This is a genomic window from Pseudomonas sp. Tof1 (assembly GCF_055390395.1).
This window is the reverse complement of record NZ_AP024344.1, coordinates 3339545-3363914: the sequence shown is the minus strand read 5'-3', so window position 1 is coordinate 3363914 and position 24370 is coordinate 3339545. Positions and strand designations below refer to the sequence as shown.

Genomic DNA, 24370 nt, shown 5'->3' with positions numbered 1-24370 from the left:
GTCTCCCAGGACTTTAAACGGCCGGCCGGCGAGCGGGCCCCAGCATTCAAGGACAGTCACCAATGAACAACGGGCAAGAGAAAAAGGCCAAACCCGGCTCGGTCATGCGCCTGCTGTGGCGCAACCATCCCTGGCTGACCCTGATGACCCTGTTGACCGGGGTGATCAGCGGCGTGGCCTCCATCGCGGTGGTCAATGTGATCAACCAGGCGATCCACGAGGAGCGCTTCCAGTGGCAGACGGTGTACTGGTTCGTCGGTCTGAGCGTGGTGGCGCTGCTGTTCCGTAATGGCGCCGCGCTGTTTCCCGCCTATGCCAGCATGCGCATCATGACCCGCCTGCGTATTGCCCTGTGCCGCAGGATCCTGGTGACGCCCCTGGAAGAGGTCGATCGCCGCGGGGCGCCGAATGTCCTGACCATGCTCACCAACGATATCCCGCAATTGAACAGTACCCTGGTGATCATGCCGACGGTGCTGGTGGAAACGGCGGTGTTTCTGTTCGGTATCGGCTACCTGGCCTATCTGTCCTGGATCGTGTTCGCACTGACCATGGGCCTGATCGTGCTGGGGGTCACGCTTTACATGAGCTTTTTCATGGGGGGCATGAGCGTCACCCGCAAGGTGCGCGACGAGTTCACCGCGTTCAACGAATACACCCATGCCCTGGTGTTCGGTCTCAAGGAGCTCAAGCTGAACGGCATTCGCCGCCGCTGGTTCAGCCGTTCGGCGATCGAGGAGTCCTCGACCAAGGTGGCCCGCTACAACTATTTCGAACGGCTCTGGTACACCGCGGCCGACAATGTCGGTCAACTGACCTTGTCGCTGCTGATCGGTTGCCTGCTGTTCGTGGCCCCCATGGCCGGCACAATCGACAGCAAGACCCTGAGCGCCAGTGTGCTGGCCGTGCTGTACATCATGGGCCCGCTGTCGCTGCTGGTCAGCGCCATGCCGCTGCTGGCCCAGGGACGTGTCGCCAGTGCCCGCCTGGCGGAGTTCGGTTTCTCCATCAACGACCCGCATCCCGAACCCGAAGCCCTCGCCAGCGAAACCGCCAACGTGCTGTTCCTGGATCACAAGAGGGACTGGAACAGCATCCAGTTGCAAAATGTGCGCATGAACTACGTGGATCCGATCAGCGGCTCCGGTTTTGCCCTGGGGCCCATCGACCTGACGGTACGTGCCGGTGAGTTGATCTATATCGTCGGTGGCAACGGCTGCGGCAAGAGTACCCTGGCCAAGGTGCTCAGCGGACTCTACATCCCCCAGGAGGGGCAGGTACTGCTCGACGGCAAGCCGATCACCGACACCTCGCGCAACCACTACCGTGACCTGTTTTCCGCAGTGTTCTCCGACTTCCAGCTGTTCAACCGCCTGATCGGCCCGGACGAGCAGGAGGATGCCAGCACGGAACTCGCGCAGAAATACCTGGCGACCCTGGGCCTGGCCGACAAGATCAGCATCGAGGGGATGGGCTACTCGACGACCAAGGCGCTGTCCTATGGGCAGCAGAAACGCCTGGCCCTGGTTTGCGCCTACATGGAAGATCGGCCGATCTACCTGCTGGACGAATGGGCCGCCGACCAGGACCCGCCGTTCAAGCGTTTCTTCTACGAAGAGCTGCTGCCGGATCTCAAGCGCCGCGGCAAGACAGTCCTGATCATCACCCACGATGACCAGTACTTCCAACTGGCCGATCGCATCATCAAGTTGGTGGACGGGCAGATCGTCTCCGACGTGAATTGTGCGGTACAGGGCAAGCGCGCCTGAATACCAGCGCTTCTTGACGCTTCCCGGGAGGCGGCTCCGCCAGGCTGGGCGAGGTCGCCCCCGGACCCGACTCAACTTTTAGCTATCGCCACCTTTTCGTCGTGGTGAGGCCGACCCTTTGCGAGAAGAAATGTATGGCGTTTGCTCTGACCGCTGCCCAACGCAATATCTGGCTGGACCAGATGACCCGAGGCGACTCGCCGCTGTACAACATCGGCGGCTATCTGGATATCGAGGGGCACCTCGATCCCGAGGTGTTCCAGCGGTCGGTCGACCTGCTGATGCAAAAGCACGACGCCTTGCGCATGGTCCTGCTCGACCAGCGCGACGAGGAGGGCGTGCCGCTGCAGTCCTTTGCCGAAACACTGCCGATGTGCGTGGCACCGATCGACCTGCGGGGCGAGGCGGATCCCCGGCAGGCTGCCCAGCGCTGGATGCAACGCCAGATCGAGACGGCCTTCGAGATGCGCGGCGGCCCGTTGTTCCGTCTCCATTTGCTCAGGGTCGAAGAGCAGCGCTATTACTTTGTCATCCACGCCCACCATATCGTGCTCGATGGCTGGGGTATCGATGCGCTCTTCGCTTCTCTCGGTCAGCTCTACAACGCACTGCTCGATGAGCGTACGCCCGATCTGACGGCGCCGTTCTATGTCGACTTCATCGAGGACGACCACGCTTACCGCCAGTCGCCGCGTTTCGCCCACGACCAGGCCTACTGGCTGGAAAAGTACAGCGAGCTGCCCGAACCCTTGCTGCCCCCACGCCACCTCCAGGCCCAGGGCGAAGGCCCGATCCGCAGCGGCCATTTCACCTGCGGTTTTGCCCGGCACTTCGACATCAGCCTCGACGAACTGGCCCAGAGCGTTCAGGCCTCGCGTTTCCACGTTCTGCTGGCGGTACTGTATGTCTACTTCACCCGGATCCATGCGCGCGATGAGCTGGTGGTCGGCGTGCCGATCCTCAACCGTTCCAATGCCAAGTTCAAGAAAACCCTGGGGCTGTTTACCCAACTCAGCGCGGTGCGCCTGAGGTTTGGCGATGAGCTGTCGTTTGCCGAGCTGGTGCAGGGCATCTGTCGGGCGGTCAAGCAGGATTACCGCTACCAGCGTTTTCCGCTCAGCGATCTCAACCGCTTGCTGGAACTGCGCCGTACCGACCGTCTGCAGCTGTTCGACCTGACATTCTCCTACGAGCCGCACCATTACCTGATCCGCTTCGGCCAATCGAGCGCCCGGGTGTACAAGTCCTCGAACGATCATGAACAGACGCCGCTGGCCATCCACCTGCGCACCAACCTCCACGACAATGAATCCCGGCTGCACTACATCTACAACGAGGCGTATTTCCAGGCCGACGAGATCGAGCCGATGGCCGAGCGCCTGCAGCATGTGCTGGACCAGGGGCTGGCGAATGCGCAGTTGCCCGTGCGCGCGTTCTCCGTGCTCAATGCGAGCGATGCCTCGCAGTTGCAGGCCTGGAATGCCGGGCAGCAGCCGTTCGCCCAGACGCAGACGATCCACCAGCAGTTCGAGGCCCGCGCCGCCGAGCGGCCGGACGCCGTGGCGCTGGTGCATCAGGACGAAAGCCTGACCTACGGCGAGCTCAACGCCCGCGCCAACCAGGTGGCCCACCGCCTGCTGGCCCTCGGTGTGCGCCCGGACGACCGGGTGGCCATCTGCGTCGAACGCGGCCCGGCGATGATCATCGGCCTCTTGGGTATCCTCAAGTCCGGTGCCGGCTACGTGCCGCTGGACCCGGCCTATCCCCGTGAGCGCCTGGCCTACACCCTGGGCGACAGTGAACCGGTGGCCCTGCTGAGCCAGCAGTCGGTGCAGGAAGCCTTGCCGCCGGTACAGGTGCCGGTGATCAATCTCGATGATCTGGATCTACGGGACGAGTCCGTCCGCAATCCGCAGGTGCCGGGGCTGACGCCTGCGAGCCTGGCCTACGTGATCTACACCTCCGGCTCCACCGGTCTGCCCAAGGGCGTGATGGTCGAGCACCGCAACGTCGCGCGGCTGTTCACGGCCACCGAGGACTGGTTCGGTTTCAACGAACAGGACACCTGGGCGCTGTTCCACTCGTTCGCCTTCGACTTCTCGGTCTGGGAAATCTGGGGCGCGCTGCTGCACGGCGGGCGTCTGCTGATCGTGCCGCAACTGGTCAGCCGCTCGCCACAGGATTGCTACGCACTGCTGTGCAGCGCCGGGGTGACAGTGCTCAACCAGACGCCGAGCGCGTTCCGCCAACTGATTGCCGCCCAGGGCGAGAACGCCCGGCCCCATGCCCTGCGCCAGGTGATCTTCGGCGGTGAGGCGCTGGACACGGCGATGCTCAAGCCCTGGTATGCGCGGGCCGTGAATGCCGGTACACAACTGGTGAACATGTACGGCATCACCGAAACCACGGTGCACGTGACCTACTACCCGTTGCAGGCCGAGGATGCCCAGCGCGTGGGAGCCAGTCCGATCGGCAAACGGATTCCCGATCTGCGCCTGTACCTGCTCGATGGCCATGGGCATCCGGTACCGCCTGGCGTGGTGGGCGAGTTGTATGTCGGCGGCGCGGGCGTGTCCCGGGGTTATCTCAACCGTGAGGAATTGAACGCTTCACGCTTCCTCGACGATCCGTTCGACCCGGCCCCCGGGGCGCGGATGTACCGCTCCGGCGACCTGGGTCGCTGGTTGGCCGACGGCAGCCTGGAGTACCTGGGGCGTAACGACGAGCAGGTGAAGATCCGCGGTTTCCGTATCGAACTGGGCGAGATCGAGGCGCAACTGGCCGCCTGCGAGGGCGTGCGTGATGCGCTGGTGCTGGTGCGCGAGGACGAGCCGGGTGACAAGCGCCTGGTGGCTTATGTCATCGCTGCCGCCGGCGTCGAGCTGGACGCCGTGCAACTGCGCGAGCAACTGCGCCTGACGCTGGCCGAATACATGCTGCCGAGCGCCTTCGTCAGTCTGCAGGCCTTCCCGCTGACCGCCAATGGCAAGCTCGATCGCAAGGCCCTGCCGGCGCCTGCGGCCGAGGCCTATGCCCGGCGCGAATACGTGGCCCCCGAGGGCGCGGTGGAAGTGACCCTGGCCGGGTTGTGGGCCGAGTTGCTCGGCGTGGACAGGGTGGGGCGCCACGATCAGTTCTTCGAACTGGGCGGCCACTCGCTGCTGGCGGTGAAACTGCTCGAACGCATGCATGAGGTCGGCCTGAAGGCCGATGTGCGGGTGCTGTTCGGTCAGCCGACCCTGGCCGCCCTGGCGGCCGCCAGCGGCCACGCAAGCGAAGTGCAGGTCCCGGCCAACGGCATCCCCGCCGGTTGCCGGCACATCACCCCGGACATGCTGCCCCTGGCCCGATTGAGCCAGGCCCAGATCGACCGCGTGGTCGCCGGCGTGCCGGGTGGCGCGGCCAATGTCCAGGATATCTATGCCCTGGTGCCATTGCAGGAAGGCATTCTCTATCACCACTTGAGCAGCGACGAGGGCGATCCCTACCTGTTGCGGGCTCTGCTGCGGGTCGACCGTTTCGAACGGTTGCTGGATTTCAGCGAGTCCTTGCAGGCGGTGATCGACCGGCACGATATCCTGCGCACCAGCGTGGCCTGGGAGGAACTGGACGAGCCGGTCCAGGTGGTCTGGCGCCAGGCCCGGCTGCGCCTCGAGGCGTTCCTGCCGCATCCGGATCAAGGTGACGTGGCGACCCAGTTGCAACAGCACTTCGACCCGCGCCGGATGCGCCTGGATCTGCACCAGGCTCCGATGATGCGTCTGCACTACGCCGAGGATGCCGCCAACGGCGGTTGGGTCGCGGTCCTGCTGTTCCATCACCTGATCGACGATGCCACTTCCCTGGCCCTGCTGGGCCGGGAGATCGAAGCCTTCAGTCAGGGCCGGGGCGCCGAGCTGGCGCCTTCGGTGCCGTATCGCAACCATGTCGCCCAGGCTCGCCTGGGGGTGAGTCGTGAAGAGCATGAGGCGTTTTTCCGCGAGATGCTCGGCGATGTCGACGAGCCGACCCTGCCCTTCGGCCTGCAGGACCTGCAGGGCGACGGCAGCGGCATCGAGGAGGCCCACCTGCCGGTGGATCCGGTCCTGGCCGGGCGGCTGCGGGATCAGGCCCGGCGCCTGGGGGTGAGCAACGCCAGCCTGCACCACCTGGCCTGGGCGCAGGTGGTGGGGCGTCTGTCCGCTCGCCAGGATGTGGTCTTCGGCACCGTGCTGATGGGCCGCCTGCACGGTGGCGAGGGCGCCGATCGCGCCCTGGGCATGTTCATCAATACCCTGCCGTTGCGAATCGCGGCAGGGGAGCAGGGTATCCAGGCAGCCGTGCGCACGACCCACGGGCGACTGGCGGCCTTGCTCGGTCATGAACATGCACCGTTGTCGCTGGCCCAGGCTTGCAGTGGCGTCGCGGCGCCGACCCCGTTGTTCAGCGCGCTGATGAACTACCGGCATGCCGCCGTGGGTGCCCAGGCACCCGAGGACGTCGGTCAGGCCAGGATCTGGGGTGGTGTCGAAGTGCTCGGTGGCGAGGAACGGACCAACTATCCGCTGTCGCTGTCGGTGGACGATCTGGGGGATTCCTTCGGCCTGACCGTTCAGGCCGTGGCCGGAGTCGGCGCGCAACGGATCTGCGGCTACCTGCATACCGTGCTGGAGCAACTGGCCGAAGCGCTGGACAGCCGGCCCGATGCACCACTGCACAGCCTGGACTGGTTGCCGCCGCGGGAGCGCCGGCAACTGCTGGAGGACTTCAACGCCTTCGATCGCGCCTATCCGCCAGGACTGCTGGTCCATCAACTGTTCGAGGTCCACGCTGCCGCACAACCTGACGCCGTGGCCGTCACCTATGAAGGCCAGCGCCTGAGTTATGCCGAGCTGAACCAGTGGGCCAACCAGATTGCCCACCGGCTGATCGCCGAGGGCATCGGCGCCGACGACCGGGTGGCGATCTGTGTCGAGCGCAGCCTGGAAATGGTCGCCGGCCTGGTGGGCATTCTCAAGGCCGGTGCCGGCTACGTGCCGTTGGACCCGTCGTACCCGGCCGAGCGCCTGGCCTATATGCTGGAAGACAGCGCCCCCAGGGTGCTGCTGACCCAGCGGGGCCTGCGCGAGCGTTTCCCCCAGGCGACCATGCCGGTGTTGCGGCTGGAGGCCGAGGCCAGGGGCGAGAGCGGCATCGACGCCGCGCCCCGGCACAATCCGCAACTCCCGGCACTGACCCCGCAGCACCTGGCCTACCTGATCTACACCTCGGGTTCCACCGGCCAGCCCAAGGGTGTGGCCATGCCCCACGCGCCACTGGTCAACCTGATGCAGTGGCAGATTGCCCAGGCCGCCGAGCAGGGCCGGCCCGTGCAGCGTACCTTGCAGTTCGCCGCCCTGGGTTTCGACGTGGCGTTCCAGGAAGTCTTCAGCACCCTGTGTGCCGGTGGCGAGCTGTCGCTGATCCATGCCGATATCCGCCTGGATTTCCGCCGGCTGTTCCAGCATATCTGCCAGCAGCGCATCGAACGGCTGTATATGCCGTGCATTGCCCTGCAAGCCCTGGCCGAGGCCATGGCGGCCGAAACCGGGCAGCCGGCCTGCGCCTTGCAGGATGTGATCACCGCCGGTGAGCAGTTGCGGATCACCGGGCCGATGCGGCGCTTCTTCGAGCGTCTGGACGCGGCGCGTCTGCACAACCACTATGGCCCGACCGAATCCCACGTCACCACGGCCCTGACCCTGAGCGGCGATCCACAGGCCTGGCCGACCTTGCCGAGCATCGGCCAGCCAGTGGCCAACACCCGTATCTACCTGCTCGATGAACAACGCCGGCCGGTGCCGGTGGGGTAGCGGGGGAGATCTACATTGGTGGAGCCTGCGTCGCCCGAGGCTATCTGAACCGTGATGAACTGACCGCCGAACGCTTTATCGCCGATCCGTTCGCCACCACCGAAGGGGCGCGCCTGTACCGGACCGGTGACCTGGGTCGCTGGCAGCCCGACGGTCATATCGACTACCTGGGTCGCAACGACGACCAGATCAAGATTCGCGGTTTCCGTATCGAACTGGGCGAAATCGAGGCGCGCCTGGGCCAGTACCCTGGCCTGCGGGACACGGCGGTACTGGCCCGTGAGGACCGTCCCGGCGAAAAACGCCTGGTGGCGTATTTCAGCCTGCAGGACGGCCAGGCGCTTCCCGAGGCCGATGACCTGCGCCTGCATTTGCAGGCGTTGCTGCCCGACTACATGATTCCAGCGGCCTATGTGCACCTGGAAAAACTCCCGGTTTCGCCCAACGGCAAGTTGGACCGCCGCGCGCTGCCCGAACCTTCGGCCGATGCCTTCGTCAGCCGCGACTACCAGGCCCCGGTCGGTGCCATCGAAACCAGCCTGGCCGCGCTCTGGTGCGAAGTGCTGGGTGTCGAACGGGTCGGCCGCCAGGATCATTTCTTCGAGCTGGGCGGTCATTCGTTGCTGGCGGTGAAACTGATCGAGCGCATGCGCCAGGCCGGCCTGAGTGCCGACGTGCGCGTGCTGTTCGGCCAGCCGACCCTGGCGGCGCTGGCGGCCGCCGTGGGTGGCGGGATCGAGATAGTCGTGCCGGCCAATGGCATTCCTGCCCACTGCGAGCGCATCACCCCGGATATGCTGACCCTGACCCAGCTGGACCAGGACAGCATCGACCGTATCGTCGCCGGCGTGCCTGGCGGTGTCGGCAATGTGCAGGATATCTACCCGCTGGCGCCGTTGCAGGAAGGTATCCTCTATCACCATATCAGTGCCGAACAGGGCGATCCCTATCTGCTGCAGGCGACCTTTGCCCTGCAGGACCTGGCTCAGCTGCGCCGTTTTGCCGACGCCCTGCAAGCGGTGATCGATCGCCATGACATTCTGCGCACGGCGTTGCTCTGGCAAGGTCTGGAGCAGCCGCAGCAAGTGGTTCTGCGCCATGTCGAACTGCCGCAGGAGCAATTGCCGCTGGACCCGGCCGAGGGCGATATCCTCGGCCAGTTGCAGCGTCGCTTCGACCCCCGCGAATGTCGCCTGGACCTCACCCGGGCCCCGCTGATGCACCTGGCGTTCGCCGAGGATCCGGCCAACCGGAGGTGGGTGGCGATCCTGCTGTTCCACCATATCGCTCTCGATCACACCGCGCTGGACGTGATGAGCGCAGAGATGCTCGTCCATCTGCAGGGCGTGGCCGGGCAACTGCCGGCAGCCATGCCATACCGCAACTACGTGGGCCAGGCGCGCCTGGGGGTGAGCCGCGAGCAGCACGAAGCGTTCTTCCGCGAGATGCTCGGCGATGTCGAAGAGCCGACCCTGCCGTTCGGCCTGCTGCAGGTGCAGGGCGACGGGCGGGGTGTCAAGGAAGTCCGCCGCGATCTGCCGGCGGATCTTTGCCAACGCCTGCGCACCCAGGCCCGGCAACTGGGGGTGAGCGCGGCGAGCCTGCATCACCTGGCCTGGGCCCGGGTGCTGGGTGGCGTCAGTGGGCGTGACGACGTGGTGTTCGGCACGGTACTGCTGGGGCGGATGCAAAGCGGCGAGGGCGCGGATCGGGCGCTGGGGATGTTCATCAACACCCTGCCGTTGCGCGTCGACGTTGGCGCCTGCGGGGTGCGCGATGCGGTGCGCCAGACCCACCAGCGCCTGACCGCGCTGCTCGGGCACGAACATGCGCCATTGGTCCTGGCCCAGCGTTGCAGTGCGGTGGCGGCCTCGTCGCCGCTGTTCAGCGCGCTGCTGAACTACCGGCACAGCCCGGCACGCGAAGCCAGCGGTGGCGATCAGTGGGCCGGAACCCAGGTGCTCGGCGTGCTCGAACGGACCAATTACCCTTGCACCTTGTCGGTGGACGATCAGGGCGAAGGTTTCCTGTTGAGCGTCCAGGTCACGGCCGGAGTCGACGGTGAGCGGGTCTGCGGCTATATGCAGACGGCCTTGACCGAGCTGGTCGAGGCTTTGGAGTGCACGGCGGATGTGGCGGTGCGTGACCTGGCGCTGCTGTCGCACGCCGAACGCCGGCATCTGCTGGAAGATTTCAATCCCGCTGCCGTGCCTTACCCTGCCGACCTGACCCTTGCCGGGCAGTTCGAAGCCCGGGTCCTGGCCAGTCCCGATGCCCTGGCAGTGGTCCAGGCCGGGCAAAGCCTGACCTATGCCGAACTGAACCGCCAGGCCAACCAACTGGCCCATCACCTGCTCGGCCTCGGCGTGCAACCTGACGATCGCATCGCCATCTGCGCCCGACGCAACCTCGACACGCTGGTCGGCCTGGTGGCGATCCTCAAGTCCGGCGCCTGCTATGTACCGATCGATCCATCCCACCCGGCGGAGCGCCTGGCCTACCTGCTGCGCGACAGCGCACCACGGGTGCTGCTGACCCAGGCCGAGCTGCACGAACGGCTGCCGGCGGTCGAGGTGCCGGTGCTTCTGCTCGACCCCGAGGCACGCCGTGCGGCGGGTGTCGACGCGCAACCGCAGGACAATCCGGTGGTCGCTACGCTGGGCGCGGCCAACCTGGCCTATGTGATCTACACCTCGGGCTCGACGGGTGAACCGAAGGGCGTGATGGTCGAGCACCGCCAGTTGTCCAACCTGGTGAGCTGGCATTGCCGTGCCTTCGCGCTGACGGCGGGTGGCCAGACCGCCAGCGTTGCCGGTTTCGGCTTCGACGCGATGGCCTGGGAAATCTGGCCGGCGCTGTGCGCCGGGGCGACCTTGCACCTGCCCCGGCAACCGCCGGCAGCGAGGATATCGACGGCCTGCTGAACTGGTGGCTGGCGCAGCCACTGGAGGTGAGCTTCCTGCCGACGCCGATTGCCGAGTATGCCTTCAGCCAGTCGTTGCAGCACCCGACCCTGCGTACCCTGCTGATCGGCGGCGACCGCCTGCGGCAGTTCCCCGAGGGACAGCGGTTTGCCCTGGTCAACAACTACGGTCCGACGGAAACCACGGTGGTGGCGACCTCGGGGCTGATGGAAGGGGGGACCGCGGCGCTGCATATCGGCAAGCCGGTGGACAACACCCGGGTCTATCTGCTCGACGAACAGTTGCATCCGGTGCCGCTGGGCGTACCGGGTGAGCTGTATGTCGGCGGTGCCGGCGTGGCCCGTGGCTACCTGGGGCGTGCAGCGTTGACCGCGGAGCGTTTCCTCAAGGACCCGTTCAGCGGCGAACCCGAGGCGCGGATGTACAAGACCGGCGACCTGGCGCGCTGGCTGGCCGATGGCAACCTCGAGTACCTGGGGCGCAATGACGACCAGGTGAAGATCCGTGGCCTGCGCATCGAACTGGGCGAGATCGAAACCCGCCTGGCCGGGCATCCGGCGATCCAGGAGGCGGTGGTCCTGGCCCGCGAGGACCATCCCGGCGAGAAACGCCTGGTGGCCTACTACAGCTCGACCGATGCCGCGCTGGAGATCGAGGCGCTGCGGGCCTACCTGCTGGAGCGACTGCCGGAGTACATGGTGCCTTCGGCCTACGTGGGTCTGGAGGCTTTCCCGCTGACCGCCAATGGCAAGATCGATCGTCGGGCGCTGCCGGTGCCGGATCTGGCGGCACTGGTCAGTCGTGGCTATGAAGCGCCGCAAGGGGACATCGAAATCACCCTGGCGCGAATCTGGAGCGAGGTCCTCACTGTTGAGCGGGTGGGGCGGCATGACCACTTCTTCGAACTGGGTGGGCATTCGCTGCTGGCGGTCACGCTGATCGAGCGTATGCGCCAGGCCGGGTTGAGCGCCGACGTGCGGGTGCTGTTCCGTCAACCGACCCTCGCGGCCCTGGCGGCGGCGGTGGGCAGCGGCACGGAAATCGTGGTGCCGGGCAACCTGATCCCCGCAGGCTGCGAGCGGATCACCCCGGACCTGTTGCCGCTGGTCAGCCTGACCCAGGCGCAGATCGACCACGTGGTGGCAAGCGTGCCGAAGGGTGCGGTGAACGTGCAGGATATCTATCCGTTGGCGCCGTTGCAGGAAGGTATCCTGTATCACCATCACCTGGCCGTGGACCACGCCGACCCTTACCTGCAACACGCAATGTTCAACTTCGACAGCCGGGCGCGGGTCGAGGCCTTCGTCCAGGCCCTGCAAGCGGTGATTGCGCGTCACGATATCCTGCGTACCGGCGTGGTCTGGGAAGGTCTGGACGAACCGGTGCAGGTGGTCTGGCGTCAGGCTGCCCTGACGGTGAGCGAGGTGTCGCTGGATCCTCAGGTCGCTGATATCGCCGAGCAATTGCGTGCCCGACTGGACGACCCACAGGTCCGCCTGGATATTCGCCAGGCGCCGATGCTGCGCCTGGACTATGCGCAAGACCGGCCCAACGGGCGCTGGACCGGTCTGTTGCAGTTCCACCATCTGGTCAACGACGCCACTTCGGTCGGGGTGCTGGTGGCTGAAGTCGAAGCCCATATGCAGGGACGAGAGGAGCAGCTGCCGGCCTCGATTCCTTATCGCAACTATGTTGCCCAGTCCCGCCTGGGCGTGAGCCAGGCCGAACACGAGCAATTCTTCAGTGAAATGTTGGGCGATGTCGATGAGCCCACCTTGCCGTTCGGGCTGCAGGATGTGCAGGGCGACGGCCGCGGCCTCGAACAGGCCCAATGTCCTGTGGACAGTGACCTCAGCCGCCGTCTGCGGATTCAGGCCCGGCAGTCGGGCGTCAGTGCCGCCAGTCTCTTTCACCTGGCCTGGGCCCGTGTCCTGGGCAGTGTCGCGGGCAAGGATGACGTGGTGTTCGGCACGGTGCTGCTGGGACGCCTGAAAGGCGGCGAGGGTGCCGACCGGGCATTGGGGATGTTCATCAATACCTTGCCTTTGCGCGTCGCGCTGGGTGGGCAGAGCGTGCGCGAAGGGATCATGAACACCCACGCGCGCCTGAGTGCCCTGCTCGGGCATGAGCATGCGCCGCTGATCCTCGCGCAAGGCTGCAGCGGCGTGGCCGCGCCGCTGCCGCTGTTCAGCTCGCTGCTGAATTACCGTCACCTGACGAGTGAGATTGCCGAACCGTCGGTCTGGAGCGGGATCGAGACCATTGCCGGCGAGGAACTGACCAACTACCCGCTGACGCTGTCGGTGGACGACCTGGGAGAAGACTTTGCCCTGCGCGTCGGTACCCTGGCGGGCACCGGTGCGCAACGGATTTGCGACTACATGCACACAGCTCTGGTGAATCTGGCCGATGCCCTGGAGCGGGCGCCCCAGACCCCACTTTCCGCGCTGTCGGTGCTCTCGGCTGTCGAATGTCGGCACCTGCTGGAGGATTTCAATCCTGCGGCCGTGCCTTACCCTGCCGACCTGACCCTTGCCGGGCAGTTCGAAGCCCGGGTCCTGGCCAGTCCCGATGCGCTGGCGGTGGTTCAGGCCGGGCAAAGCCTGACCTATGCCGAACTGAATCGCCAGGCCAACCAACTGGCCCATCACCTGCTCGGCCTCGGCGTGCAACCTGACGATCGCATCGCCATCTGTGCCCGGCGCGGCCTCGACACGCTGGTCGGCCTGGTGGCGATCCTCAAGTCCGGCGCCTGCTATGTACCGATCGATCCATCCCACCCGGCGGAGCGCCTGGCCTACCTGCTGCGCGACAGCGCACCACGGGTGCTGCTGACCCAGGCCGAGCTGCACGAACGGCTGCCGGCGGTCGAGGTGCCGGTGCTGCTGCTCGACGCCGAGGCCCGCCGTGTGGCGGGTGTCGACGCGCAACCGCAGGACAATCCGGTGGTCGCCACGCTGGGCGCGGCCAACCTGGCCTATGTGATCTACACCTCGGGCTCGACGGGTGAACCGAAGGGCGTGATGGTCGAGCATCGCCAGTTGTCCAACCTGGTGAGCTGGCACTGCCGCGCCTTCGCGCTGACGGCGGGTGGCCAGACCGCCAGCGTTGCCGGTTTCGGCTTCGACGCGATGGCCTGGGAAATCTGGCCGGCGCTGTGCGCCGGGGCGACCTTGCACCTGCCCCCGGCAACCGCCGGCAGCGAGGATATCGACGGCCTGCTGAACTGGTGGCTGGCACAGCCACTGGAGGTGAGCTTCCTGCCGACGCCGATTGCCGAGTACGCCTTCAGCCAGTCGTTGCAGCACCCGACCCTGCGTACCTTGCTGATCGGCGGCGACCGCCTGCGGCAGTTCCCCGAGGGGCAGCGGTTTGCCCTAGTCAACAACTACGGTCCGACGGAAACCACGGTGGTGGCGACCTCGGGGCTGATGGAAGGGGGGACCGCGGCGCTGCATATCGGCAAGCCGGTGGACAACACCCGGGTCTATCTGCTCGACGAGCAGTTGCATCCGGTGCCGCTGGGCGTACCGGGTGAGCTGTATGTCGGTGGCGCCGGCGTGGCCCGTGGCTACCTGGGGCGTGCGGCGTTGACCGCGGAGCGTTTCCTCAAGGACCCGTTCAGCGGCGAACCCGAGGCGCGGATGTACAAGACCGGCGACCTGGCGCGCTGGCTGGCCGATGGCAACCTCGAGTACCTGGGGCGCAACGACGACCAGGTGAAGATCCGTGGCCTGCGCATCGAACTGGGCGAGATCGAAACCCGCCTGGCCGGGCATCCGGCGATCCAGGAGGCGGTGGTCCTGGCCCGCGAGGACCATCCCGGCGAGAAACGCCTGGTGGCCTACTACAGCTCGACCGATGTCACGCTGGAGATCGAGGCGCTGCGGGCCTACCTGCTGGAGCGACTGCCGGAGTACATGGTGCCTTCGGCCTACGTGGGTCTGGAGGCTTTCCCGCTGACCGCCAATGGCAAGATCGATCGTCGGGCGCTGCCGGTGCCGGATCTGGCGGCGCTGGTCAGCCGCGGCTATGAAGCGCCGCAAGGGGACATCGAAATACGCCTGGCCGGGATCTGGCAAGAACTGCTGGGTATCGAAAAGGTCGGCCGCCATGATCATTTCTTCGAACTGGGCGGTCACTCGCTGTTGGCGGTCAGCCTGGTCGGGCGCATGCGCCAGGTCGGTCTGAGGGCCGATGTACGCGTTCTGTTCGACCAACCCACCCTGGCGGCCCTTGCGATAGCGACGGGCCAGGGCAGCGAGCTGGAAATCCCGGCCAACCTGATTCCCGCGGATTGCCAGCGGATCACCCCGGACATGCTGCCGCTGATCAGCCTTGAACAGGCCACGATCGATCGTGTCGTGGCCATGGTGCCCGGCGGCGTGGCGAATGTGCAGGATATCTACCCGCTGGCCCCCCTGCAGGAAGGGGTTCTCTATCACCACCTGGCGGCTGAACAGGGCGACCCCTATGTCCTGCAGACGCTGTTCGAGATGGCCGACCGTGAGCGTTTGAACACCTTTATCGACGCCTTGCAAAGCGTGATCGCCCGTCATGACATCCTGCGCACCGCCGTGCTCTGGCAGGGGCTGGAAACACCGCTACAGGTTGTCTGGCGTCAGGCTCGGCTGTCTCTGGAAGAGGTCGAACTCGATGCAGCCGAAGGCGAGATCGTCGAGCAGTTGCAACAGCGCTTCGATCCCCGTCATTCGCGCCTGGACATGACCCAGGCACCGCTGATGCGGCTGGTCTTCGCCGAGGACCGGCCCCATCGACGCTGGGTGGCGATACTGTTGTTTCACCACATGATCCTCGACCATACCGCGATAGAAGTGGTCCTCCATGATATGCAGGCACACTTGCTGGGCCTGGCCGGCCAGCTCGGTGCCGCCGTGCCCTATCGCAACTATGTGGCCCAGGCCTGCCTGGGCACGAGCCGCGAGGCCCAGGAAGGATTCTTCCGCGAACTGCTCGGGGATATCGATGAACCGACCCTGCCGTTCGGGTTGCTCGATGTGCAGGGCGATGGTCGCGATATCGAGAAAGGCAGCCTGGCCCTGGACCACCGCGTGGACTCGCGCCTGCGGGCCCAGGCCCGCCAGCTGGGGGTGAGTGTCGCCAGCCTGGTGCACCTGGCCTGGGCCCAGGTGCTGGGCAAGGTTTCGGGCAAGCGCACCGTGGTGTTCGGCACCGTGCTGATGGGCCGGATGCAGGGCGGCGAGGGCGTCGACCGGGCACCGGGGATGTTCATCAACACCTTGCCGCTGCGTGTGGAGCTGGCGGGACAGGGGGCTCGGGACGGGGTCCGGGCGACCCACGCCCGACTCACGGCGCTGCTGGGTCATGAACATGCGCCGTTGGTGCTGGCCCAGCGTTGCAGCGGTGTGGCTGCGCCGCTGCCGCTGTTCAGCGCGCTGCTCAACTATCGCCACAGTGTCGCGGCCGAACCCTCGGCTGAGGCGCTCGAGGCCTGGCGAGGTATCGAGGTGCTGGGCGCAGAGGAGCGCACCAACTACCCGTTGACCTTGAATGTCGACGACCTGGGTGACGGGCTCGAGTTGACGGTGCTGGTGACTGACAAGGTCGGAGCCCAACGCGTCTGCGGCTATATGCAGTCGGCGCTGGAACGCCTGGTCGATGCGCTCGAGCAGTCACCGGCTGCGGCACTCGACAACCTGTCGATCCTGCCGGCCGACGAGCGCGAGCAGTTGCTGGTGGGCTTCAACGACACCGCGCTGGAGTATCCGCAGGCGCAGACCATTCATGGGTTGTTCGAGGCCCAGGTGGAGCGTACGCCGGACGCGTTGGCGGTGGTCCATGACGGCAGGAAACTCAGCTATCGCGAGCTTAACGAACAGGCCAACCGTTTGGCCCATGCCTTGCGCAAGCAGGGTGTGCAGCCGGATTCGCGAGTGGGCATCTGTGTCGAACGCGGCGCCGAGATGGTTGTCGGCCTGCTGGCGATTCTCAAGGCCGGGGGCGCCTATGTGCCGCTGGATCCGGCGTATCCGGCAGAACGGATCGCCTACATGCTGCAGGACAGTGCGCCGGCCGTGGTGCTGGCCCAGAACGCGACCCAGGACCTGTTGGCCGGCGTATTGGTGCCGGTGATCAACCTCGATCAGCGCACCTGGCAGGACGAGTCCATCCGGAATCCACAGGTGCCGGGCCTGACCTCGGCCCATCTGGCCTACCTGATCTACACCTCGGGTTCGACCGGCCTGCCCAAGGGCGTGATGATCGAACACCGCAACACGGTGAACTTCCTGACCTGGGCCCAGGAGGCCTTTGGCAACGGAGCCTTGGACAAGACCCTGTTCTCGACCTCGCTGAACTTCGACCTGGCGGTCTACGAGTGCTTTGCACCGCTGACCTCGGGCGGCAGTATCGAGGTGGTGAAAAACGTCCTGGAACTGCAGCACGGCGAGCACGATATCGGCCTGATCAACACCGTGCCTTCAGCGTTGAAAGCGCTGTTGGAAGTGGATGGTCTGCCTGCTTCAGTTCACACCGTCAACGTGGCCGGTGAAGCGCTGAAACGCAGCCTGGTGGAATCGCTGTTCGAGAAAACCGGCGTTCAACGCCTGTGCAACCTCTACGGCCCGTCGGAAACCACCACCTACTCCAGCTGGGTGGCGATGGATCGAGAGGATGGCTTCGCCCCGCATATCGGCAAGCCGGTGGGCAACACCCAGTTCTATCTGCTGGACGAGCAACAACAGCCTGTCCCGCTGGGCGTCCCGGGTGAAATCTACATCGGTGGTGCCGGCGTAGCCCGTGGCTACCTGAACCGCGATGACCTGACCGCCGAGCGTTTCCTCCGGGACCCGTTCAGCCAGGACGCTTCGGCAAGGATGTACCGCACCGGCGACCTCGGCCGCCACCTGCCAGACGGCAACATCGAATACCTGGGCCGCAACGACGACCAGGTGAAGATCCGCGGTTTCCGCATCGAACTGGGCGAAATCGATGCCCGCCTGGCGAAACACCCGGCCATTCACGAAGCGGTGGTCACCGCCCGCGAGGACGTGCCGGGCGACAAGCGCCTGGTGGCCTACTACACCCTCCAGTCCGCCGATAACGAGCCGGCTATCGACAGCCTGCGCGGCTGGCTGCTGGGGCAATTACCGCCCTATATGGTCCCGGTGGCCTATGTGCGTCTCGATGCCTTGCCGCTGACCCCCAACGGCAAGCTCGACCGCAAGGCTCTGCCGGCCCCGGACGGGATGCGCTGATCAACCGTGGCTACGAGGCCCCGCAAGGCGAAAACGAAACCCTGATCGCCGGGATCTGGCAAGAACTGCTGGGTGTCGCGCAGGTCGGCCGACATGACCATTTCTTCGAGCTGGGCGGCCATTCGCTGCTGGCCGTGAGCCTCATGGAACGGATGCGCCAGGAGGGGCTGGAGGCTGACGTCAGGGACCTGTTCGAACACCCCACCTTATCTGAATACGCGGCAACGATGGAAAGAATGGAGATTGTTCTGTGAGCGTGATCGAACTGTTGGCCGTATTGAAAGAGAAGGATGTGCAACTGGCTGTCAAGGGCGACCAACTGGTAGTCAGCGGCCGACGACAGTCCCTCAGCGAGCCCGCCGTGCTGGCGATGCTGCGCGACAACAAGGCGGCGCTGATCGAGCTGATCAACGCTGGCGAATACTCCAGTGGCAAGGCCGGCGAGGTGGAGATTCCCGCCCTGGCCATTCCGCCCGGTTGTACGCGCATCACCCCGGACATGTTGCCGCTGGTCAAGCTCGACCAGGCGGCCATCGAACAGATTGTCGCCACGGTCCCCGGCGGTGCGGGCAATGTGCAGGACATCTACCCGCTGGCGCCCTTGCAGGAAGGTATTCTCTATCACCATATTGCCGCCGGGCAGGGTGACCCCTATGTCCTGCAGGCGCAGTTCGCGATCGCCAGTCGCGCGCGTTTCGACGAGTTCGCCGCGGCCTTGCAGCAGGTCATCGACCGTCACGACATTCTGCGCACCAGCGTGGTCTGGGAAGGCCTGGACGAGCCGGTGCAGGTGGTCTGGCGTCAGGCCCGGCTGGCGATCACGGAAATCGACATCGATCCGGTCGCCGGCGCCGCCATCGAGCAATTGCAGCAACGTTTCGACCCACGGCATTACCGCCTCGATATCAGCCAGGCGCCCTTGTTGCGGCTGGCCTTCGCCCACGATGCGGTCAACCGGCGCTGGGTGGCGATGCTGCTGTTTCATCACATCGCAATCGACCACGCCGCCCTGGAAGTGGTGCAGCAGGAAATTCATGCGTACCTTTATGACCAGGCCCGGACGCTGGGCACGCCGGTACCGTATCGCAACTACGTGGCCCAGGCCCGGTTGGGCGTGAGCCGCGAGACCCATGAACGGTTCTTCCGCGAGATGCTCGGCGACGTCGACGAGCCAACGCTGCCATTCGGCCTGCAGGATGTCCGTGGCGACGGCCGTGGCGTCGAGGAAGCGACCCGGGCGCTGCCCGCCGAACTGAGTCGGCGCCTGCGCACCCAGGCCCGGCAGCAGGGAGTGAGCGTGGCGAGCCTGCATCACCTGGCCTGGGCCCAGGTACTCGGGCGCCTGTGCGGACGCAGCGATGTGGTGTTCGGTACCGTGCTGTTGGGGCGGATGCAGGGCGGCGAGGGGACTCGCCGGGCGCTGGGCATGTTCATCAACACCTTGCCGCTGCGGGTGGCCGTCGGCGAGCAGGATGTGCGTGCCGGGGTCAAGGCGACCCATGCGCGGTTGAGCGCGTTGCTGGGGCATGAACATGCCCCATTGTCCCTGGCTCAGCGTTGCAGCGGGGTGGCTGCGCCGACGCCGTTGTTCAGCACCTTGCTCAACTACCGGCACAGCTCGGCGGATACGGTGAGCGGCGAGACGGTGCAGTTGTGGGAGGGGATCGAGGTACTGGGTGGCGAAGAGCGCACCAACTATCCGCTGATCCTGTGCCTGGATGATCTGGGCGAAGGTTTCAGCCTGACCGTGCAGGCGGTCAGCGGAATCGATGCGCAGCGGGTGTGCGGTTATATGCAGACCGCGCTGGAGCAGTTGGTCCAGGCTTTGGAACGAGCTGCGACCGTCGCGCTCAACCGCCTGCCGATCCTGCCGGCCAACGAGCGCGAGCAGTTGCTGGTGGCGTTCAACGATACCGCGCTGGAGTATCCGCAGGCGCAGACCATTCATGGGTTGTTCGAGGCCCAGGTGGAACTGACGCCGGATGCCCTGGCGGTGGTCCATGACGGTAGGAAACTCAGCTATCGCGAACTGAACGAGCAGGCCAACCGCCTGGCCCATGCCCTGCGCAAGCAAGGTGTGCAGCCGGACTCCCGCGTGGGGATCTGTGTCGAGCGCGGCGCCGAGATGGTCGTCGGCCTGCTGGCGATTCTCAAGGCCGGGGGCGCCTATGTGCCGCTGGATCCGGGGTACCCGGCCGAGCGGATCGCCTACATGCTGCAGGACAGTGCGCCGGCCGTGGTGCTGGCCCAGAACGCGACTCAGAACTTGTTGACCGGCGTATCGGTGCCGGTGATCAATCTGGATCAGGGCACCTGGCAGGACGAGTCCGTCCGGAATCCACAGGTGCCGGGCCTGACCTCGGCACACCTGGCCTACCTGATCTACACCTCGGGTTCGACCGGCTTGCCGAAAGGCGTGATGATCGAACACCGCAACACGGTGAACTTCCTGACCTGGGCCCACGGGGCCTTCGACAACGGAGCCTTGGACAAGACCCTGTTCTCGACCTCGCTGAACTTCGACCTGGCGGTCTACGAGTGCTTTGCACCGCTGACCTCGGGCGGGAGCATCGAGGTGGTGAAAAACGTCCTGGAACTGCAGCACGGCGAGCACGATATCGGCCTGATCAACACTGTTCCCTCGGCGCTCAAGGCGCTGCTGGAAATCGACGGCCTGCCGCAATCGGTGCACACGGTGAACGTGGCCGGTGAAGCGCTCAAGCGCAGCCTGGTGGAATCGCTGTTCGAGAAAACCGGCGTTCAACGCCTGTGCAACCTCTATGGCCCTTCGGAAACCACCACCTACTCCAGTTGGGTGGCGATGGATCGGGATGAGGGCTTCGCCCCGCATATCGGCAAGCCGGTGGGCAACACCCAGTTCTACCTGCTGGACGAGCAACAACAGCCCGTCCCGCTGGGCGTACCGGGTGAAATCTACATCGGCGGTGCCGGCGTGGCCCGCGGCTACCTGAACCGTGACGACCTGACCGCCGAGCGTTTCCTCCGGGACCCGTTCAGTCAGGACGCTTCGGCAAGGATGTACCGCACCGGCGACCTCGGCCGCCACCTGGCGGATGGCAACATCGAATACCTGGGCCGTAACGACGACCAGGTGAAGATCCGCGGTTTCCGTATCGAACTGGGCGAGATCGATGCCCGCCTGGCCAAACACCCGGCGATCCACGAAGCGGTGGTCACCGCCCGCGAGGACGTGCCGGGCGACAAGCGCCTGGTGGCCTACTACGCCCTGGCCGAGGGTCATGCCTCGGTGGAGATCGACAGTCTGCGCCGCCACCTGCAGGAAAAACTGCCGGAGTACATGGTCCCGGCCGTCTACGTCGCCCTGGAAAAACTGCCGCTGACGCCGAATGGCAAACTGGACCGCAAGGCCCTGCCGGCACCGGACCTCGACGCCGTGGTCCGCCGTGGCTACGAGGCTCCGCAAGGCGAAACCGAAATCGCTCTGGCGCGGATCTGGAGCGACTTGCTCAAAGTCGAGCAGGTCGGGCGTCACGATCACTTTTTCGAGTTGGGCGGCCATTCGCTACTGGCCGTCAGTCTGATCGGCCATATGCGCCAGGCCGGCCTCAGTGTCGATGTGCAGGCGCTCTTCAGCCAGCCGACCCTGGCGGCCCTGGCCGCTGCCGTGGGCGGCGGGCGGGAAATCGTCGTTCCGGCCAACCTCATCCCGGCCGGCTGCGAGCACATCACCCCGGCGATGTTGCCGCTGCTCAGCCTCGACCAGGCGGCTATCGATCGTATTGTCGCCAGCGTGCCGGGTGGTGCGGCGAATGTGCAGGATATCTACCCGCTGGCACCCTTGCAGGAAGGTATCCTTTATCACCACCTGTCGGCCGGTGCAGGCGATCCCTACGTCCTCCACGCCCTGTTCACGGTGCCGGACCGCTCGCGGCTGGACGCCTTTGCCCAGGCGCTGCAACAGGTCATCGACCGGCATGACATCCTGCGCACCGCCGTGCTTTGGCAAGGTCTCGACGAGCCGGTCCAGGTGGTTTTGCGCCAGGCCCGGTTGCACTACGAGACCTTGGCGTTCGATCCGCGTTCTGGTGAGGTGGCGGACCAGCTCAAGGAACGTTTCGATACCCGCTACTCGCGGATGGATGTGACCCAGGCGCCGCTGATGCAACTGGTGTTCGCCGAGGACGAAGGACAGCAGCGCTGGGTGGCGATGTTGCGCTTCCACCACATGGCCCTGGACCACACGCCCTGGAGGTGGTGCGTCAGGAAATCCAGGCGTACCTGCTGGGAGAGGCCGCGCAGTTGGGCAGCCCGGTGCCGTATCGCAACTATGTGGCCCAGGCCCGCCTCGGTGTGAGCCAGGAGGAACACGAACGGTTCTTCCGCGAACGTCTCGGCGATATCGACGAACCGACCCTGCCGTTCGGCCTGCAGGATGTGCAGGGTGACGGCAGCGATATCGAACAGGCCGATCTCGCACTGGACGCCGGCCTGAGCCTGCGCCTGCGGACCCAGGCCCGTCAGCTCGGGGTCAGTGCCGCGAGTCTGGTGCACCTGGCTTTCGCCCAGGTGTTGGGGCAGGCCAGTGGCCGTGACCAGGTGGTCTTCGGTACCGTGCTGCTGGGCCGCATGCAGGGTGGCGATGGCGCCGACCGGGCCCTGGGCATGTTTATCAATACCTTGCCGCTACGGGTGACCCTTGGTGGTCAAAGCGTGCGTGAGGGGGTCAAGACCACCCACGCCGAACTGACCGCCTTGCTCGGGCACGAGCACGCCTCCCTGGCACTGGCCCAGCGTTGCAGTGCCGTGAGTGCGCCGCTGCCGTTGTTCAGCGCCTTGCTCAACTACCGCCACAGCAGCCTGGCCGTGACCGAGCAGGCGCAGAGCGCCTGGCAGGGCATGCAGGTGCTGGGCGGGGCCGAAGAGCGCACCAACTATCCGCTGACCCTCAACGTCGACGACCTGGGGGACGGGTTCCACTTCACGGCCTTGGTGGCGACTGCCATCGGTGCACAACGTCTTTGCGGCTATCTGCAAAGTGCCTTGGACGGCCTGGTGCAGGCCCTGGAGCAGGCACCAGAGAGCGCCGTACAGGCGATTTCAATCCTGCCGGCCAGCGAGCGTGAGCAACTGCTCGAGCACTGGAACCAGGCCGGCAAGACCTATGCCGCCTCCGCGTTGATTCACCAGCAGTTCGAGGCCCGCGCGGCCGAGCGGCCGGACGCCGTGGCGCTGGTGCATCAGGACGAAAGCCTGAGCTACGGCGAGCTCAACGCCCGTGCCAACCAGGTGGCCCATCGTCTGCTGGCCCTGGGCGTGCGCCCGGATGACCGGGTGGCCATCTGCGTCGAACGCGGCCCGGCGATGATCATCGGCCTCTTAGGTATCCTCAAGTCCGGTGCCGGTTATGTGCCGCTGGACCCGGCCTATCCCCGTGAGCGCCTGGCCTACACCCTGCGCGACAGTGAACCGGTGGCCTTGTTGAGCCAGCAGTCGGTGCAGGAGGCCTTGCCACCAGTGCAGGTGCCGGTGATCAATCTCGATGATCTGGATCTACGGGACGAGTCCGTCCGCAATCCGCAGGTGCCGAGGCTGACTTCCGCGAGCCTGGCCTACGTGATCTACACCTCCGGTTCCACCGGTCTGCCCAAGGGCGTGATGGTCGAGCACCGCAACGTTGCGCGGCTGTTCACGGCCACCGAGGACTGGTTCGGTTTCAACGAACAGGACACCTGGGCGCTGTTCCACTCGTTCGCCTTCGACTTCTCGGTCTGGGAAATCTGGGGCGCGCTGCTGCACGGCGGGCGTTTGCTGATCGTGCCGCAACTGGTCAGCCGCTCGCCACAGGATTGCTACGCACTGCTGTGCAGCGCCGGGGTGACAGTGCTCAACCAGACGCCAAGCGCGTTCCGCCAGCTGATTGCCGCCCAGGGCGACAACGCCCAGCCCCATGCCCTGCGCCAGGTGATCTTCGGCGGTGAGGCGCTGGACACGGCGATGCTCAAGCCCTGGTATGCGCGGGCCGTGAACGCCGGTACGCAACTGGTGAACATGTACGGCATCACCGAAACCACGGTGCACGTGACCTATTACCCATTGCAGGCCGAAGACGCCCAGCGCATCGGGGCGAGTCCGATCGGCAAGCGCATTCCCGACCTGCAACTCTATGTGCTCGATGCCCGTCGCGAACCGGTACCGGTGGGGGTGGTCGGCGAACTGTATGTCGGCGGGGCCGGGGTCGCCCGTGGCTACCTGAACCGGGCCGAACTCAGCGCCGAGCGTTTCCTTGCCAACCCGTTCAGCCAAGAGCCGAACGCGCGTCTGTACCGCACCGGCGACCTGGCTCGCTGGGTGGCCGACGGCAGCCTGGAATACCTGGGGCGTAACGACGAACAGGTGAAGATTCGCGGCTTCCGTATCGAACTGGGCGAGATCGAGGCGCAACTGGCCGCCTGCGAAGGTGTGCGTGATGCGCTGGTGCTGGTACGCGAGGATGAGCCGGGCGACAAGCGTCTGGTGGCCTATGTCATCGGTAACACGGACGCCGGGCAACTTCGCGAGCAACTGCGCCAGACACTGGCCGAATACATGCTGCCAAGCGCCTTCGTCAATCTGGAAGCCTTCCCGCT

General features: G+C 65.7%; 5 protein-coding genes and 2 pseudogenes. 6 read left to right on the top strand and 1 reads right to left on the bottom strand.

Annotated features, from left to right (window positions below; all coding sequences use genetic code 11):
* Window positions 1–62: 62 nt before the first annotated feature.
* Both ACZ5KU_RS15090 and ACZ5KU_RS15085 read left to right on the top strand, forming a co-directional pair.
* A complete protein-coding gene (locus ACZ5KU_RS15090; protein WP_416768986.1) occupies window positions 63–1769 on the top strand; it encodes a cyclic peptide export ABC transporter in 1707 nt (568 codons plus the stop codon).
* A 134-nt stretch (window positions 1770–1903) separates the two neighbouring features.
* Entirely contained in the window at window positions 1904–7600 is a 5697-nt protein-coding gene (locus ACZ5KU_RS15085; protein WP_464737379.1) for an amino acid adenylation domain-containing protein, read from the top strand.
* On the opposite strand, the gene ACZ5KU_RS15080 is transcribed toward ACZ5KU_RS15085, so the two are convergent.
* Entirely contained in the window at window positions 7558–7971 is a 414-nt protein-coding gene (locus ACZ5KU_RS15080) for a hypothetical protein (protein WP_464737378.1), read from the bottom strand. The two genes, ACZ5KU_RS15085 and ACZ5KU_RS15080, sit on opposite strands and share 43 nt — an antisense overlap.
* On the opposite strand from ACZ5KU_RS15080, the gene ACZ5KU_RS15075 reads away from it, so the two are divergent.
* The 4 genes and pseudogenes from ACZ5KU_RS15075 to ACZ5KU_RS15060 all read left to right on the top strand — a co-directional run.
* Window positions 7855–10524, top strand: a complete 2670-nt coding sequence (locus tag ACZ5KU_RS15075) for an AMP-binding protein (protein WP_464737413.1) — start codon at window positions 7855–7857, stop codon at window positions 10522–10524. The genes ACZ5KU_RS15080 and ACZ5KU_RS15075 overlap by 117 nt on opposite strands.
* A gap of 89 nt (window positions 10525–10613) precedes the next feature.
* Window positions 10614–18016 (top strand): annotated as a pseudogene (locus ACZ5KU_RS15070) (amino acid adenylation domain-containing protein); the annotation flags it as partial.
* A complete protein-coding gene (locus tag ACZ5KU_RS15065; protein WP_464737377.1) occupies window positions 18013–22098 on the top strand; it encodes a non-ribosomal peptide synthetase in 4086 nt (1361 codons plus the stop codon). The pseudogene ACZ5KU_RS15070 and the gene ACZ5KU_RS15065, both read left to right, overlap by 4 nt.
* Window positions 21996–24326, top strand: a pseudogene (locus ACZ5KU_RS15060) (non-ribosomal peptide synthetase); the annotation flags it as partial. The gene ACZ5KU_RS15065 and the pseudogene ACZ5KU_RS15060, both read left to right, overlap by 103 nt.
* Between the last annotated feature and the right edge of the window lie 44 nt (window positions 24327–24370).